This is a genomic window from Hymenobacter wooponensis (genome assembly GCF_004745865.1).
Lineage (GTDB): Bacteria > Bacteroidota > Bacteroidia > Cytophagales > Hymenobacteraceae > Hymenobacter > Hymenobacter wooponensis.
Genome location: NZ_SRKZ01000001.1, coordinates 308,413 through 322,872 on the forward strand (window position 1 = coordinate 308,413; position 14,460 = coordinate 322,872).

General features: G+C 51.4%; 10 protein-coding genes. 9 read left to right on the plus strand and 1 reads right to left on the minus strand.

What is annotated here, in order from left to right; genetic code table 11:
* Positions 1–6: 6 nt before the first annotated feature.
* On the plus strand, positions 7–465 hold the full coding sequence (locus tag EU557_RS01180; RefSeq protein WP_135528594.1) for a VOC family protein: 459 nt from the start codon (positions 7–9) through the stop codon (positions 463–465).
* A 386-nt stretch (positions 466–851) separates the two neighbouring features.
* Here EU557_RS01180 and EU557_RS01185 read toward each other — a convergent pair whose 3' ends face one another.
* On the minus strand, positions 852–1,751 hold the full coding sequence (locus EU557_RS01185; protein WP_135528595.1) for a 3-keto-disaccharide hydrolase: 900 nt from the start codon (positions 1,749–1,751) through the stop codon (positions 852–854).
* Between the two features lie 1,030 nt (positions 1,752–2,781).
* Between EU557_RS01185 and EU557_RS01190 the strand changes: the two genes are divergently transcribed.
* The 8 genes from EU557_RS01190 (at position 2,782) to EU557_RS01225 (ending at position 14,163) form a co-directional block, all read left to right on the plus strand.
* Positions 2,782–4,998 carry a right-handed parallel beta-helix repeat-containing protein gene (locus EU557_RS01190; RefSeq protein ID WP_135528596.1) on the plus strand — a complete coding sequence of 739 codons (2,217 nt, stop codon included), beginning with the start codon at positions 2,782–2,784 and terminating at the stop codon, positions 4,996–4,998.
* 333 nt (positions 4,999–5,331) lie between these two features.
* Positions 5,332–6,696 carry a Na+/H+ antiporter NhaA gene (gene nhaA, locus EU557_RS01195; RefSeq protein WP_210115959.1) on the plus strand — a complete coding sequence of 455 codons (1,365 nt, stop codon included), beginning with the start codon at positions 5,332–5,334 and terminating at the stop codon, positions 6,694–6,696.
* Positions 6,697–6,809: 113 nt separating this feature from the next.
* On the plus strand, positions 6,810–7,367 hold the full coding sequence (locus tag EU557_RS01200; RefSeq protein ID WP_135528597.1) for a fasciclin domain-containing protein: 558 nt from the start codon (positions 6,810–6,812) through the stop codon (positions 7,365–7,367).
* 188 nt (positions 7,368–7,555) lie between these two features.
* Complete coding sequence (locus EU557_RS01205) at positions 7,556–7,924, plus strand: spore germination protein GerW family protein (protein WP_135528598.1); 369 nt, start codon at positions 7,556–7,558, stop codon at positions 7,922–7,924.
* Between the two features lie 380 nt (positions 7,925–8,304).
* Positions 8,305–10,347, plus strand: a complete 2,043-nt coding sequence (locus tag EU557_RS01210) for a right-handed parallel beta-helix repeat-containing protein (protein WP_135528599.1) — start codon at positions 8,305–8,307, stop codon at positions 10,345–10,347.
* Positions 10,348–10,701: 354 nt separating this feature from the next.
* Positions 10,702–11,118, plus strand: coding sequence for a hypothetical protein (locus EU557_RS01215; protein ID WP_135528600.1), 417 nt, complete (start codon positions 10,702–10,704; stop codon positions 11,116–11,118).
* Between the two features lie 313 nt (positions 11,119–11,431).
* Positions 11,432–11,899 carry a hypothetical protein gene (locus tag EU557_RS01220; protein WP_135528601.1) on the plus strand — a complete coding sequence of 156 codons (468 nt, stop codon included), beginning with the start codon at positions 11,432–11,434 and terminating at the stop codon, positions 11,897–11,899.
* A gap of 68 nt (positions 11,900–11,967) precedes the next feature.
* The gene (locus tag EU557_RS01225) at positions 11,968–14,163 is read left to right on the plus strand and encodes a tetratricopeptide repeat protein (RefSeq protein WP_167855044.1); all 2,196 of its coding nucleotides are present in this window, start codon (positions 11,968–11,970) and stop codon (positions 14,161–14,163) included.
* Positions 14,164–14,460: the final 297 nt, after the last annotated feature.

The following is a 14,460-nucleotide window of genomic DNA, read 5'->3' on the forward strand; positions in this document are numbered from 1 at the left end:
TACTTGATGAAAAAGTCTCTCTCCCTCCTCACTCTGATTTTGCTCCTTTCCTTGGCCCTGACCACCAGTGCCCGAGCCCAAGGTCCTGTTGCTATCAACCACATTGCGCTCTATGTCTTCGACCTGAAAAAGAGCACCGATTTTTACAAGAATGTGCTGAAGCTGCAGGAAATTCCTGAGCCCTTTCACGACGGTAAGCACGTGTGGTTCCGCATTGGGCCGCATAGCCAGTTGCACGTTATTCAGGGGGCAGCCAGCGTAACGGAGCAGGACAAAAACAGTCACCTGGCTTTTAGTGTGAAGAACCTGCCTGATTTCCTCAAACATCTCGACAGCCAGGGCGTGCGCTACAGCAGCTGGCAGGGTCAAGACAAACAGACTACCCCGCGTCCTGATGGTGTGCAGCAAGTGTATCTGCAGGACCCCGATAACTATTGGCTAGAAGTAAACAACGATAAGTTCTAGGCCTACTGATGAGCACTGGAACCTGTTCTGAATACTTGACGTGCTCAAGCTTGAAAGCAAACTCCAGCACGTTTCATCCAGAGCAAAAAAACATCATGCTGAGCTGGTCGAAGCATCTCTACCACTTTGTCTGCACGCTTGAGTGTGCCAGAGAAAGAGAGATGCTTCAACCAGCTCAGCATGATGTTTTAGAAGTAGGGCTTTTAGTGCCCTTTTCACACCGTCTAGGCTGATAGTCACTTTAAATCCTTACTTCGTCAGACGACGTGTTCGAGGATTCAGCACGGCGGAAACTACTTTGCTCAGCTTCTTGGCCCTTGACAGCTAGGCCACTTGTACTAGCCCCGCCTCTCCTAGGTGGCAGCGCCCAGGGCTAGCACAGTGTTTTACTTATTCTGTTTGAAATACGAAGCGTACTGCGCAGGCATAGCCTCCAAAGGCTTAATCATGATGCCTTTGTAGTACACCTCCGCCGCCTCACTTTGGAGCTGTATTTTGCCATGCGTAAGGGGTTGGTGCTGCCCATTCACTACGGAGCTGGAGTTGTCCACCGCCATCACTACGTGGCCATTCACTATGTGCACACTCTTGCCATTCACGTTGATCAATTCCAGCTCAGTCCATTGTCCGGTCGGTGACTCATAGTTCGCAGCAGCCTGACAAAAGCCCGAGCGGCCGTTACCCATCGTTACGGGTGCCGCCGTTGGGTTAAACCTCAAGGTGTCTTTGGTAGCGTTGTAAGCCGCTTTAATATCAGCGGTAGAGTTGGCAATGCACCAGAAGTCGCCCATGGCGTTGCCCCGCTCGTACTCCGACACCTGAAACTCTTGGCTCAGCATCCAGCTATGCCAGTAGTCTACACCACACTCACCCTGGCTGTTATACAAGATGCCACTGTCGCGGGGCTCGTCAAGGCGCGGCACCCATTTCTTGCTACCCCACTTCACTTTCAGCTTCAGATCGTAGTTGGTGAAATCCTGCTTTGTAAACACACAGCCATAGATTTCGCCGCTGATACGCAGCACAGGCTCACCTTCCTGCATCACCACCGAGAACACATTCGCTTCGTTTTTATCGTAGCCTATGGGTTTTATAGCGTTGCCTTGTGCATCGGTGGGCTGCTTGCCCCGGTAGCCCAATTGATGTCGGTAGCTTTCATACGTGCGCCACTTGCTCAGGCTTTTATCAAGCAACGGCTCCCAGCCTTTGGGAGCCGCTGGGGGAGTGTAGGAGGCCGAGGCTAATAATAAGGTGGCACCCAGTGCCATTACGGTAATTCTCTTCATGAATACGAGTGGGTTAAGGAGGTAGCAGTGAAATCAAATCTAGTGAATTTGCTAAATCGCTTTTCCTAAGGGCCACTCTGAATTTTTGTTAGAGCATAATTGGGCCAAGAATTCGGAAGCACAATACCGTCACTAAGAGGGTGCTTTCTCCAGCCTGTGTTTCCCCTTCTGCCTTATGAAAACCTGCTGGATTTAATTGACTGCTGACATGGCGCCATTAGTTAACAGTGGATTCTGCCTGCTCCATTGCGGCGCCAGCCAGGTACTCCTAACCTATTGGCGACTTCGGCCACACGGAGCTGAAGTTTAGAAAACAGCTTTCTAGTTATGAGTAGGGCTCTGGTACTAGTTGCTACCTAGCGCCTTACACCAACGGCATTACGAAACGCGTTGCAGGGACTCTTCGCCACACTTGCGGAGGCTGGATTGCTGGTTGAGCATTATCCTTGGCTGAAGATGGTGCAGTAGGCCGCATCTAACTTTATTGGATAAGCACTTTGTGAATCATCACTAGATGCGTCATGCCTGCAGTTTATACTCCAACGAATTATTGCCCTGCCTAAGCGTTGGGTAAAGAGGAGCTTTCACACACGCCGATTCAGCTAGGGCTGCTGTATGCATAATGCCTTGCTTAATCAAGTACACAGACCATTAGCAAATTGTAATAATCAGTCACATAGATAGTTCATAGTATAAAGAAATCTATATATAAATCTCGTTTAAGTTTAATCCTACACTCCGTTATTCGTTTCTCATCGGCCTGGGCATAATTTGTTTACATCGGCTATAGCATGAGAATATTTTAAAGCACAGTTCATCGACCTCCATACACAAAGTATGGCCCCTTTGCTGCTTCTAGCGCAGTAATAAGCGGCAAATAGCAGTGTTACAAATGGTTCAGCTTCAGTAGGACAAAAGCACGCTGGGGTTTTCTGTCGTATTGAGTTGATAAGATTATATAATTATATGATTTATATAAAAACTATAACCTAGCTTTGATCGTTATTCAATTTATTCTAAAAACAGTACTATGAAAAAACCTCTCCTATGTCTGTTGCTACTTGTTAGCTGCTACTTAGCTATTGGCCGCTCGGCTATGGCTACCACTTACTATGTAAGCGCGAAAGGCAACGACTCAGGTGCAGGTACTACTCTGGCCACTGCTTGGCAGAGTATTGACCGGGTAAACCAGGAAGGCCTTAAGCCAGGCGATAAGATTAAGTTTGAGGGAGGGAAAACTTTTGTAGGAACCCTTGACGCTAGAAATAGCGGGACTGCCGCACAACCTATTATCTACACTTCCTATGGTAAAGAGGCGGCCATCATCAGCAGTGGTGTTGAGCGTGGCTTTGTAGCGTATAATACCGACGCTCTTGAACTGCGTCGCCTAACGTTCGTCGGGGCTGGTCGTGATGCGAATCAGACGGGAGGGGTGATATTTTATCGCGACAATACCGATAACTCAGCTACACAGCTGCAGCACATTATCATTGATAGCTTAGATGTAAGTGGCTACAAGTCTTACGGCATTACCATTGGCAGTTATGCCCCCTCTGTTGATTATTGGGGGGCTCCTTTTGGGTATAATGATGTGCGAATCAGTAACACAGCTACCCACGACAACGGTGATACAGGCCTGTTTTCTTACGGTGCTACCCTGCATGCTCACCATAACTGGTATGTTGGCAATTGCCAATCGTATAACAACTCAGGGCAAGCATCCGTCACTGACCGCAACACTGGCAGCGGTATCATCTTGGCTAATGTGGATGAGGCCATGATTGAACAGTGCGAGGCTTATAACAATGGCTGGCTTAGTAACCATGCGTATACGGGGCCAGCCGGTATCTGGGCGTATGCTTGCAACGAAGTAATCATTCAGAAGTGTGAATCACACAACAACCGTTCGGGTACCATTGATGGTGGTGGCTTCGATTTAGATGGTGGTTGTACCAACTCTACCCTGCAGTACAATTACTCCCACGATAATGAAGGCCCCGGCCTGATGCTCGCGCAGTATAATGGGGCTCCTGTGGCTATTGAGAACATCACAGTACGTTACAACATCAGTGAGAATGATGCCCGTCGGTATGGAGCCGGTATCTTATTATGGTCCTCAGGAGCAAGCGGTGGCATTCAAAAGGTAGACATCTACAACAATACTGTATACATCACTCCTAGTAGCAGCGGCTATGTTCCGCAAGCTGTGCATGTGGCTAGTCCAAGCATTGAGGCAACTGCCCTCCGCAACAACATTTTCCAGACTACAGGTGGAGTGCCCATGCTGCTAGATCAAGGTGGCCGAGTGGTATTTCAGGGCAACTGCTATTGGAGCAGTGGGTCACCGGTGTCGTGGCGGCAGTGGTCTTCTACCTATTCCAGTTTAGAAGAATGGCGCGCAAGCACTGGAGCGGAGCGGCTTAAAGATGCTAACACCGGGATGTTCGTTGATCCTAAGTTAACCAGTCCGGGTGCAGGGGGTACTAACCCACGGGTGCCTGGGCAGCCCATGAGCGCCTGGAAGCCCTACCAGCTGTTAGCTGGCTCACCATTGATTGGTGCCGGCCTAGACCTGTATGCTCTGTTTGGCATCACCCCAGGCCCGCACGATATGTATGGCTACTTGCTCCCCTCGGCTGGCTCGCCGGCTAATATTGGGGCCCAAGGGGGAGGTAGTGGCGGCAGCCCTCTTCCCGTGGAGCTGATTAGCTTTCAGGCAAAACTTACGCTCAACAAAGTTTCACTGCAGTGGGCTACCGCCACGGAGCTTAACAGTGCTTCCTTTGAAATTCAGCGCTCCATAGATGGAACCGTATTCACGCGCGTAGGCCAGGTAGCTGCGGCAGGTCACAGCACTACTAAGCGCACCTACACCTGGGATGATACCCGCGCCCCCACGCAGACCACCTATTATCGCCTGCGCCAGCTTGATTTAGATGGCTCTTCCCATTTCAGTTCAATAGCGGTAGTAGCTCCAGCAGGGGCTGGTCGGCATGAGTTGAGTGTATTTCCTAACCCAGTTGAGCACGGAGAGCAGCTATTTCTAAATGTAGCTCCCTTGGCCGGGCAGCCAATTCGAATAACCATTACCAGCCTGACGGGGCAGGTAGCCTTTCAGCAGCAGTTGGTGGCAGATGGCACCTCACCCAGTGCGGTGCGTTTGCCTGCTCAACTTGCATCTGGCACTTACATGGTTTCCATTAGCAGCAGTCAACATGAAGTACGCACACGCTTGGTGGTAGAGTAACGCAGGCTATATCTCTAGTAAGCCGGCGGCAGAATGAAGCATAGTTTTGTGCTCTGCGTTTCGCGAGTGGCCTAGAGTAGCTTCTTATTAAAACGCGTGATTTGGTTGCGCTTGGTTAGTGCCAAGGGCTACTGAATCACGCATTTTTGCTGCAGCTGTAGGCGCCCTTGCAAGAATAATCTCTTACTTGAGCGCGGCGTTTCAAGCACTCAGCTCGTAAATGCCAGTATAAGCTTTCCAGCGCATTAGCCAGGTGGCCTAGCTCTTTAAGATGTGCTTACTACTCAGCATGGCATGCTGCGGCTTGGTATTGTTGTCTCCTAACCAGGAAAAATGGCAGTTGCTATTAGTAATTTAATGCGGCCGTTAGTGCGGCCTTTCACGGAGTTTTTTCGGCGAGAAGCTGCGGGTGGCATCGTTCTGCTGCTAAGCAGTGTGCTAGCCTTGGTGCTAGCAAATTTCAACTGGGGTGTAGCCCGTTATTTCCCGGCCATCTGGGAAGAGCACCTGCGCATTGGCATTAATAATTTTGCCCTGAATAAAAGCCTGCTGCACTGGATCAATGATGGCTTGATGACCATCTTTTTCCTGATTGTTGGCCTCGAAATCAAGCGGGAAGTATTGGAGGGCGAGTTAGCCTCCCTGCGAAAAGCGGCCCTCCCAATTGCTGGCGCACTGGGGGGCATGGCTGTACCGGCATTACTATTTACGCTCATCAACCAAGGGCAACCCACTGCCAGTGGCTGGGGCATCCCGATGGCTACTGATATTGCCTTTGCGCTGGCCGTGCTGCAGTTGCTCGGCCCCCGCGTGCCACTGCCACTGAAGATATTTCTCACTGCTCTAGCCATTGTTGATGACTTGGGAGCTGTGCTGGTTATTGCTGGCTTCTATACCCAGGATCTTCATTTCACCTATCTGTTTATGGCTTTTGGCACGTGGGCCATACTATGGATCATTAACTTATTGGGCGTACGCAGCCTGTGGCTTTATTTACCCTTGGGTGTATTGCTCTGGTATTTCACCTTACAATCAGGGGTGCATGCTACCCTGGCGGGCGTCTTGCTGGCAGTCACTATTCCCTTCCGGATTGGGCACACTCGTCCTGAGCTACTGCACCTGGTTGAGCATCGACTGGCTTTTCTGCAAGAAGAAGCTCATTTCGATGATACTGACCCTCGCACCATCAGCGAGGAACTGGAGGCGCTGGCCGAGTCCATCAGCTCCCCGGCTCAGCGCCTGGAACAGCGTCTGCATGGCTTCGTAGCATTTGGCATCATCCCGTTGTTTGCCTTTGCTAATACCAGCCTGGTTATTGAGCCAGCTGTATTTGGGCAGTTGCTCTCCCCTCTAGGCCTAGGAGTGCTGGCAGGCCTGGTAATTGGCAAACCCCTGGGCATCGGGTTATTGGCCTGGGTTACTATCAAGCTGGGGTGGGCTACCCTACCCTTAGGCGTAACGTGGCGTCACTTGTGGGGCGCGGGCGTACTGGCCGGCATTGGCTTTACTATGTCCATCTTTATTACGCTCCTAGCGTTAGGAGAAAGATCCGAAGGAGAGGCCGTAGCAAAAACTGCCATTTTAGTGGCCTCCCTGCTAGCCGGGGGCATGGGCTACATCCTGTTGCGTACAACTCCGTCAGGGGCAGAGCCAACTGCTTTACAACCCGCCGATTCTGCTAGCCACCCAACTGTCTGATTCCCCCACCTCTGCCTCTTATAAAAGCGGAGGTGAGGTGATTGATAGTAGCATAAACCCCTGTTTGCTGCTTGGCGTATCCCTTTATTTTCCGTTCACTTACCCATACAGGCATGATGCAGACAAAAGCCATTCTTTCCGTATTGTTTTGGGGATGTATGATGCTGGTAGCGGGTGTTGCGCCTGCTGTGGCGCAAACCGGCGACCCGGTTACGGCTGAAGCCCGGGGCAACCTGCTCGGCATGTCGCGGCTTTCTCCTAATCACACTACCCTCATGAAAGCAGTAAAAACTGCCGGACTTGAGGGGGCGGCCACCGGAACGACCAAGTATACCGTATTTGCTCCCACTAATGCTGCGTTTGAGAAGCTGCCTGCCGGTAAGCTTGATGAGCTGCTGAAACCAGCCAACAAGGCTCAGCTCACGGCTCTAATTGCTTACCACGTAGTACCCGGCAGCTACCTAGCCGCCAACCTCAAAGATGGCCTGCAGCTGCAAACGGTACAGGGTGAAACTCTAACCGTTGGGCGCCAGGGTAGCACCATCGTGCTCAGAGACTCAAAAGGCACAACCACTACGGTTGTAAACGATGATATTGTTGCCGAAAATGGGGTAATTCACTCCATTGATGCGGTGCTAATGCCTACTAGCCTCACTACCCCTAAGAAGTAGCGTTTCTTTGCCGTCCTGCCCGCTGCCCCACCGTCCGGCCACAATAGGCCCTAGGCCAGTATCAGCCTATGTCAGCACTACCAGGGCAGCCCTCGGTTGGGCACGCTAGGCCAGTCGGGCGGCCGGTGCCTGGTTGCCTGACTGGCCTAGCGCTCATCTGGCTTTCTTTGTGTTATTCCGTACTTTCTATGCAAACTCCTTCCGCGCTTACGCCCTCCTCTACCCTAGTCGAGCGCCTGGCCCAGCAGCTAGGCCTCTCCGCTACGGCCCAAACTATTTACGGCACCCCCGTCGAGCGCGACGGTATTACGGTAATTCCGGTGGCCCGGTCCATCTATGGCTTCGGCGGGGGCGGCGGCTCCAAAAACAATGAGGGCGAAGGCTCCGGCGGCGGAGCAGGCGTGGCTCTGACCCCCATCGGCTACATTGAAATTGCCAATGGCAAGTCGCGCTTCCGTCCCATCAGGGGCTCGGTGGTGCCGCTGGTGGCCGTGAGTGGCCTAGTGGCACTTCTGCTCCTGCGCAACGTGCCCAAACTGCTGCGCCGGAACCGGTAAGATGGCCAATGATTCTTGGGAGGTATCTCACTGGTTTTGGAACCCCATTGCTGAATCTCCTAAGGATTTGCCTTACAGCTATCCTATTTATACGTTAATCAACGTGCCAGATAAGTACCCATCTCTTTACTGACTTATCAGGATAGTACTGCAAAGGGTAAAGCACCTTCTGAGATTTTTCTTGATACTGCTACGCTTCTGCCATAGTGTAGCTTCTGCTTCTTTATGCTGGTATAATATGCCTACTCAGCACTAAACAGGTATAGTAATCCGAGTGGTTTTCTACTGTTTGTTTGGTGTGTACCAATGCACAATACATTATAAGCTTTTTTATACAAAATATAACCATTTGCTTTGTTGTTACATTCTAGACTGAATTCATGATTAGGCACCAGATTCTGGCCTTTGTCTCCATTTTAAGTTGCTTTTTAAGCCTGTCTTTAACAGCTAACGCCACTACTTATTTTATCAGCCCAAGTGGCAACGACGCCAATTCTGGAACAGCTGTTTCCTCTGCTTGGCGAACTATCGACAAGGTAAATCTTACTCTTCTTCAGCCTGGCGATAAAGTATTATTTGAGGCGGAACAGACCTTTTATGGTGCCCTAGATTCAAGAAGCAGTGGCAAGGCAGATCAGCCTATTGTTTTCAGCACGTACGGCAAAGGTTACGCCACTATAAACAGCGGCGATGATTGTGGCTTTGTGGCGTATAATACTGATGCTATTGAAATCCGGCGGCTGAAATTTGTCGGGGATGCTCGCAACATCAATCGAAAGGCAGGTATAATATTTTACAGAGATGCCAGTACCTCTACAGCCACTCAACTACAGCATATTATACTAGATAGCTTAGAAGTCAGTGGCTACCAGGCATGTGGTATAACAATAGGGAGCTATAACACAGATGTAGATTTTTGGGGTACTCCTTACGGATATGATAATGTGCGGATCACCAATACTCTCGTCCATGACAATGGCGATACTGGTATCTTCTCCTATGGCGCTACATTACACGCTCATCGTAACTGGTACATAGCGAATTGCAAATCATATAATAATTCAGGGCTGTCTTATGTCACTGATCGGAACACAGGTAGCGGTATTGTACTAGCTAACATCGATGAAGCTGTAGTTGAGCACTGCAAAACCTATAACAATGGCTGGCGCAGCTCTCATAAATTTACTGGCCCCGCCGGCATTTGGGCATACAGCTGCAACAACCTAACCATTCAGTTCTCAGAATCTTACCACAACCAATCAGCCACGCTTGATGGCGGCGGTTTTGACTTAGACGGTGGGTGTACCAATGCATTGCTGCAATACAATTACTCACATGACAATGACGGCCCTGGCCTGATGCTCGCCCAATTTGAAGGCGCGCCCGTTACCTTACGTGATGTGGTTATACGCTATAACATAAGTCAAAACGACTCCCGGCGCTATGCTGGGGCAATTACGCTGTGGTCTTCTGGAGCAAATGGTGGCATACAGCGAGCTAACGTGTATAATAACACGGTGTACCTCTCCCCCACTGCTAGCGGCTACATACCACAAGCCGTTTATATATCTAGCGCCTATATGGAGACCACGGCCGTGCGGAATAATATTTTCCAAACCACAGCGGGCATACCTTTCTTGTTAGACTTAGGCCCTGGAGAAGTTATCTTTCAAGGCAACTGCTACTGGAGCAGCGGAGCCAAGCCTTCTTGGAAACAAGGTGGCATAACGCATACCAGCCTTGAAAGCTGGCGCAAAGCCACCGGTGCCGAAAGGCTACATGGCACTAACAGTGGCCTAGAAGTAAATCCCCGGCTAGTATCGCCCGAAAAAATAGCAACTGTTCCTGTTGCTCTCAACGAGCGTGACGGTGCCTTGACAGCTCTTCAGTTGCAGGATGACTCTCCACTTCGGGACGCCGGGCTAGACTTGCAAAGCTTATTTGGTATCCCCCCAGGCCCATATGATTTCTTTGGTTTTCCTACTCCACAACCAGGCACTTCGGGTAGTGTGGGGGCGAATGAAAGGGGAACTAGCCCACGCCTACCAATAGAGCTGACTAACTTTCAGGCGAAAAGCCAAGCTAACATTGTTTCACTACGCTGGGCAACGGCCGAAGAAATACATATTGCTTACTTTGAAATTCAGCGCTCAGTAGATGGGCAAAGCTTTGCGAATGTAAAAAGAGTCACTGCGGCAGGTAAAAGCTCTCGCCCACGCTCCTACCAATGGACTGATCCGCAGCGCACCACGCAAGCTACCTACTACCGGCTGCGCCAAGTTAACCAAGATGGTACTTCGCGGAATAGTCATGTAGTGATAGTAGTACCCAGTCCTGCAAAAGTGCCGCTTGTAAGTCAAGCTCCTTCCAACCTTAACCACAAGAATGCTCGCTTTTTGCAGCTATCTGACCTGGCTGGATAATCGCTTGGTAAGGATAAACTACATCGCGTGCAGGCTACTTTATTTGGGCAGGAGCTGAAGTAAAGTAGCCTGCATCATTATAGCCACTGCCACCACAATCCCTATGCACTCTTCCTGAGTGCATTGCATGGCTGTGCACAATAGGCAGATGTGCTGGCCAATGCGCTTGAATTTTAGTCTACCATGGTATCCTCTTTGCAATCGACAGCTTAACAATTCTGTGTTAAGCGCTGAATGTTCTTCAGCCTGGAGATACCCATGAAGTCAGCCAATCATATACCAACATGAATATTTTTATTATTTATTATACTTATTTTATACATTGGTTTGATTATTTTCTAAACTAACTCACGTATGGAAAACGCATCCGATGTTATTGAAAGCACCGTTTCTTCTGCCGAATGGGAGGAAATGTTGCAGATCAACACCCAACTTTATGGCCAGCCACGGGAACGAACCAGTTCGGAAGTAGTCTTCTTGGCGTCAGACGCTGGCTTTGAGCTTCGCATGATGAGAGCCGCCGAAGAAAATTTAGTAGATAGCGGAGAACCACAATACGACATTGTAAAAGGGCCAAATGGGCACGCAAATGCCCGAGCTAGATATAATCACCTGCTCAGAATCCTTCCAAACTCTTCTGCCCTTCAGACTCCATTTAAAATAGGTCCAGCTGGTCGTGAAGACACTACTATAGGCTTTATTGAGTACACTTCCCGTCAAAGCCTTAAAGCAAGCCAACTCCTCTGCGTAATTCATAATCCAAACTGGTAGAAAAAGACCTAGGCGCTTTTCCCAACAGCAACGGCCCCTTTACCCAAACACAACGCACTTGTGTTTGGGTAAAGGGGCCGTTGTTAAAGACTAGTTCATTATTGCGCGTTAACTAGAGAGGGGTTATGATTTAAAAGCCGCAAACAGATCATACTACCTCTAATACAAGCTTGCTACAACAACTACATGGCAGTGTAGACAGGAGTAGCGGATTACATCTTTCGACTAAAAAATATAGAAATAATTATCTTATATATATATTAAGTTACATTATATTAGATCTAAATCTTTCAATAGCAGCCACATACTACTTATGCAGCCAACTGCCACCTCTTCCGAACCAACCACAATCAGAGATAACGCACTTTACCTCTACGTACCTACCGCCGCGTGGCCGAGCGTGGTTGAATACTACAGCGTGGCGTTAAACCAGGAGCCCAAGCCAGCTGGGCCACCTGAAGCGGTTCTGCAGCTGCCCAATGGTGGTGAGCTGCACATCATAGCCACCGACGACAGCCAGCTACTTACTCAGCGTACTGATGATTTGTTTCTCAACCTGCCCGACGTGAACATGGTTGAAAACGCGTACCGGATTGCCATAGGCTTAGGGGCGGAACCTAAAATTCCGCTCCAGACGATAGACATTTACCCAGTTCCCGATTCCGAAACCGGTCAAACGTCTCATGTGAATTTAACCTTGGCTAGCGTAACGTTCCCCAACGAAGCCGCCGCCCAAGGCACCGACACCACCCTCGGCGTAATCCATAATCCGAACTGGTAGCGCCTCCCACTTTTCCCAGTGGCATGCTAAGGCCCGTACGTTCTGCACATCTGAAACACATTCTCCGTGTGCTGTTTCTGAGCCTGCTGCTCCCGCTATGTGCCGGAGCTCAGTCCCCCGCGGCCGATAGTTTGCGCCACCTGCTGCGTGCTGCCCCGCAGCCCAATACACTTAGGGTGCAACGTTTATTGGCGTTAGGGCAAGAGTTAAAAAATTCAGATGCCCCCCAGGCCACGCAGGTGAACCAGGAAGCGCTTCTGCTGGCGCGACAACTGGCTTATGCCCCAGGCGAAGGGCAGGCCCTGCTGGCGCTCAGCAACCTACACCGCCGCCAAAACGACTTTGAAACAGCTCACCGTGATGCTGAGCAGGCCCAGCGCTTGTATGTACGCCTTGCTGAGGCCCATGGCCAGGGCCGTGCCTGGTTGCAACTGTGTACGATTTATATGATCCAGGAGAACCCTGCTGCCGCGCTGGCCGCTGCCCTCAAAGGCCTGCCCTTAGCAGAGCGGGCCGGCGACCAGGAAACTACTGAGCGTCTGCGCTATATTATGGGCAGCGTGTACCACACTATGGGCAACTACACCGAAGCCCTGCCTCTGTTACGGGCGGCTCTGAAAACCGGGCAGCAGAGCGGTGATGATCAGTTGGTGCTGTCAACGCTGGGCGACATTGGAAACTCCTACAAGAAGCTTAAACGGTGGCCCCAGGCCCTGCTGTATTACCAGCGGGCCTTGCGCCTGAGCCAGCAGACAGGCGACCAGCAAGGGGAGGCTGGGTTTGAGACGAACCTGGCCGAACTGTATGGTCTGCAGGGTGATCAAGCCGAAGCACTAACCCATGGCATCCGAGCCCGCCAGTTGCTACGCAGCAATCAAGACGGGTATATTCTGCCGCTAGTTAAGTTGGCGCTAGCCCGCGCCTACCTGCTCTCCAACCAAACCGACAGTGTGCTGGCGCTGGCGCATCATGCCCTGCAGCTAAGCGAGAAAACCCGCACCAACGGCAACATCCGCACCGCCACCGACCTGTTGGCCCAAGCGTATGCGCAGCAGCAAAACTTTGAGCAGGCCTACCACTTCCGCAATCTGCAAATGGCCTACGACGACACCCTTTCAGGGGAAGATACTCAGCGCCGCACCAGCACCCTGCGCTACGGCTACGAGCTAGACCGCAAGCAGAACCAGATTGCCCTGCTCAACAAAACGCGGCAGCTTCAGGCCCAAACCGCCCAGCGCCAGCGCCAGCAGCTCTACGCCCTGCTGGCCGGGTTGGCTGGCGCGGTGCTACTGGCGGGCCTGCTGCTGCGCAACATCTGGCTGAAGCAACGCATCAACCGCCACCTCAGCGAGACGAATCATCAGATTGCCGCCCACCGCGACGACTTGGACCAGGCCCTAAGTGAGCTGCGTGCCACTCAGGCCCAACTAGTGCAGCACGAGAAACTGGCCTCCCTAGGCCAACTGACGGCAGGCGTAGCGCATGAAATCCAGAACCCACTCAACTTCATCACCAACTTCTCCGACCTAGGTATAGAGCTTACCACGGAGCTGCAGGAAGAACTGGCCAGGGAGCCACTTTCGGCCGCGGGACGGGCCACTGTGGAAGAGCTCCTGCACGACCTGGCCCAGAACCAGCACAGCATCCATCAGCACGGCCGCCGCGCCGACCGCATTGTAAAAAGTATGCTGGAGCACTCCCGCGCCAGCAGCGGCCAGCCTCAACTCACCGACCTCAATGCCCTGGCCGACGAGTGCCTGCGCTTGGCCTACTACAGCTGGCAGGCTACCAATAAAGACTTTAAGGCAACGCTCAACACCCAGTTTGCCTCGCCCCTACCCAGCCTGCGGGTAGTGCCTCAGGACCTCACGCGGGTACTGGTGAACCTGCTGACCAACGCCTTCTATGCCGTGAGCGAGAAAAGGCGGCAGCTGGGCGCCGGCTACGAGCCGCAAGTCAGCGTTAGGACGGAGCATACCGAGAAAGAAGTCCAGATCAGGGTGCGAGACAATGGCAACGGTATTCCGGCGGAAGTTCGACAGCGCATTTTCGAGCCCTTTTTCACTACCAAACCCACTGGCGAAGGTACCGGCCTAGGCCTCTCACTCAGCTACGACATAATCACGAAGGGGCACCGCGGCACGCTCGACCTTGAAACCAAGGAGGGTGAATTCACTGAGTTCATTATCTGCCTGCCCATTGCGCCCACTCCTTTTCGGAGTACTAGCCCAGCCCCAATGGAAATGAGGGAGACTCCCGTCTAAGTAGTTTTAATCACTACTATCCAATTCGTAAGGTACTAGGTCTCGCACCTACGCATGGCTCCCAACATAGCTAAGAAGGAGTCTTGCTAGTGCCGAAACATCTATCGAGAGATGAATCTTCGTGTTTACTGCAAAACATCAAAAAGCAAAGCATTCCCTTTAACTGCGCAATGCAACGTGGCTAGAATAGCAAGTGCAACGCGGACAGAAGTGCGCTAGCACGCGGGCATCTTGCAGCTTGTTTTTCAACTCACTTTGAAAGGCTAAGCGGCTTGGCGCTCTCGCTCCACTGGTACC

Excerpts from the sequence above, each read along its gene's own strand:
- EU557_RS01180 (WP_135528594.1), top strand. The coding sequence starts at position 7 with ATGAAAAAGTCTCTCTCCCTCCTCACTCTGATTTTGCTCCTTTCCTTG.
- EU557_RS01185 (WP_135528595.1), bottom strand. The coding sequence starts at position 1,751 with ATGAAGAGAATTACCGTAATGGCACTGGGTGCCACCTTATTATTAGCC.
- EU557_RS01190 (WP_135528596.1), top strand. The coding sequence starts at position 2,782 with ATGAAAAAACCTCTCCTATGTCTGTTGCTACTTGTTAGCTGCTACTTA.
- nhaA (WP_210115959.1), top strand. The coding sequence starts at position 5,332 with ATGGCAGTTGCTATTAGTAATTTAATGCGGCCGTTAGTGCGGCCTTTC.
- EU557_RS01200 (WP_135528597.1), top strand. The coding sequence starts at position 6,810 with ATGATGCAGACAAAAGCCATTCTTTCCGTATTGTTTTGGGGATGTATG.
- EU557_RS01205 (WP_135528598.1), top strand. The coding sequence starts at position 7,556 with ATGCAAACTCCTTCCGCGCTTACGCCCTCCTCTACCCTAGTCGAGCGC.
- EU557_RS01210 (WP_135528599.1), top strand. The coding sequence starts at position 8,305 with ATGATTAGGCACCAGATTCTGGCCTTTGTCTCCATTTTAAGTTGCTTT.
- EU557_RS01215 (WP_135528600.1), top strand. The coding sequence starts at position 10,702 with ATGGAAAACGCATCCGATGTTATTGAAAGCACCGTTTCTTCTGCCGAA.
- EU557_RS01220 (WP_135528601.1), top strand. The coding sequence starts at position 11,432 with ATGCAGCCAACTGCCACCTCTTCCGAACCAACCACAATCAGAGATAAC.